General features: G+C 53.6%; 3 protein-coding genes. All 3 read right to left on the bottom strand.

Features of this window, described 5'->3' with window-relative positions; all coding sequences use genetic code 11:
* Positions 1–238: 238 nt before the first annotated feature.
* The 3 genes from JX325_RS16165 to JX325_RS16155 all read right to left on the bottom strand — a co-directional run bounded on the left by JX325_RS16165 (position 239) and on the right by JX325_RS16155 (position 1690).
* Positions 239–529, bottom strand: a complete 291-nt coding sequence (locus JX325_RS16165; protein ID WP_204792067.1) for a hypothetical protein — start codon at positions 527–529, stop codon at positions 239–241.
* Positions 530–599: 70 nt separating this feature from the next.
* Entirely contained in the window at positions 600–1385 is a 786-nt protein-coding gene (locus JX325_RS16160; RefSeq protein WP_204792066.1) for a DUF6353 family protein, read from the bottom strand.
* A gap of 17 nt (positions 1386–1402) precedes the next feature.
* Positions 1403–1690 (bottom strand): hypothetical protein, encoded by a 288-nt coding sequence (locus JX325_RS16155; RefSeq protein WP_204792065.1) that lies wholly within the window; start codon positions 1688–1690, stop codon positions 1403–1405.
* Positions 1691–1809: the final 119 nt, after the last annotated feature.

Raw genomic sequence — 1809 nt, 5'->3', positions numbered from 1 at the left:
AGAGACAGCGCTTATTGCGCCGGAACATAAATATCATGCTGGGCGGAACCAGCGGATACAGATTCAGGATCACCTCACCGTTCTCGGTTCTGAACAGCCTTTCCTTCGGATAGTAGAAACACCGTATCGTCCGCAGAATCGCAAGATCGTTCATAAATATCATCCTCACCGAAAATATAAAGCAAAAGGGAAAGCACCTTGTTATAGGTACTCTCCCTTGGCGAACCCCTCGTTCTTCTTACTTTGCCGGCTGCTCCTCCTGGGTTTCCGAATGAGGGTCCGTGGTTTCGACCACTTCGACCTCGATGACCTCAGATGTCTCCGCCGCAGCTTCCTTTGCGGCCTTCTTCGCAGCCATGACTTTCTTCAACTTCTTGAACAGGGCGATTCCGCCCAGCGTCAAGCCGCTGCCGATGGCCATAGCTCCGAAGGTGCCGATCCCGGAACGCCGCGGGGTATTCTCCTCGGTCTCCTCGATCTCATCGACGTTGTCGACATCCTCGAACTCTACCATATTCTTCTCTTCCATGGTTTTTGCTCCTTTCAAAATATGAATTATTTGGATTGTTCTCCATAACAGCGTGTGCGTTTTTCGCGCGTCACCAGCCCCGGTCGTAGTCGTACTGCGGGGGCACCCGGAAGTCGATCGCCAGACAGGGCGTATCCGGAAACGGCGTCAGATCGGACGCCAACACGGAACTGAAGGCAAGCTGGATGTAGCCCTTCCCGATATTCCACCCGAGGATTTCTCCGGTTTTCGATTCTTCCAAGCCGATGGCGTCATAAAACTCGTTCAGGGAAATATAATTGTCCACCCGAAGCCGGTCATTCAGTTCATGAATAGCCCGCCGAATCACCTCAATGTCGGATTTGAAGTACCGCGAGCACCAAGCATCATAACATAAGGTATCACCGTGGCCGGTGTAGAGAATCTGCTGCTCGGAAACCGGATGCTTCTCGATCCGTTCCTTTGCCACCGCGTCCCGGATCGTCTGCTCCTTCTTCTCGCCGATGACCTCTACGACCCTGTCCTGGTACTCCCGCAGCGCAGTCTCGGCGCAACTGTAAGCCGCTGCCAAGGCCGCGTTCCGGCGAAGGTTGACGGAGGTGGAGCCCACAAGACAAGCGATAGACGCCCCGCCGACGATTGCGGACGGAATATAACAGGTCCAGGTGGCTTTTACGACCTCCGCCTTGGAGAGCTTCCGGTTTTCATCCACCTCACATTCGCCGATGATGGTCAGAGCTTTCGGTGTGGCGCGAACCGCCATGATAGTCGTAGTAATCATGCCGGCGATGCCAATGCCGGTGAGTATCTCCGGACTGTGCCGTTTGGCCGCCGTCCGTACACTCTTAACCGCATTGACAAGCATTTGCTTATCCATCAGAAAACTATCTCCTTTCAAATCATTGCTTTGATTGTATCCGCTGTGTCCATCGCGATCTGGAAGATTTTGCTCATTTTCGGAGTGCCCGCGAAATGATAGAACTGCAACATCCGAAACCAGAACGCATCTATGGTCATCTCGGCCGGAATATCCAGACGCTCCATAAGATCCTGCGTCAGTTCACTACAGGCCCAGCGAATATAGGCACGATTCTCAAACTCCTTATCCCAGGGCAGACCGGGGCGAGCTTCCGGAAGCTCCATGAACCAGCGGATTTTGTCTACCGCATCAAGCGCATCCATGTCATTCACCTCACAGGCAAAGGGGAAGAGCCCCTGTTCAGGACTCCTCCTCGTCTTCATTCTCTTCCTTGTCGCGTTTGGCGAGCGCCTCATTGACCTTTTCCTCGATCAATGCCTCC

Origin of the sequence: Oscillibacter sp. CU971 (assembly GCF_905219725.1) — a bacterium.
Lineage (GTDB): Bacteria > Bacillota > Clostridia > Oscillospirales > Oscillospiraceae > Oscillibacter.
The sequence above is the reverse complement of the archived record's forward strand: the minus strand, read 5'-3'. Positions and strand labels throughout refer to the sequence as shown.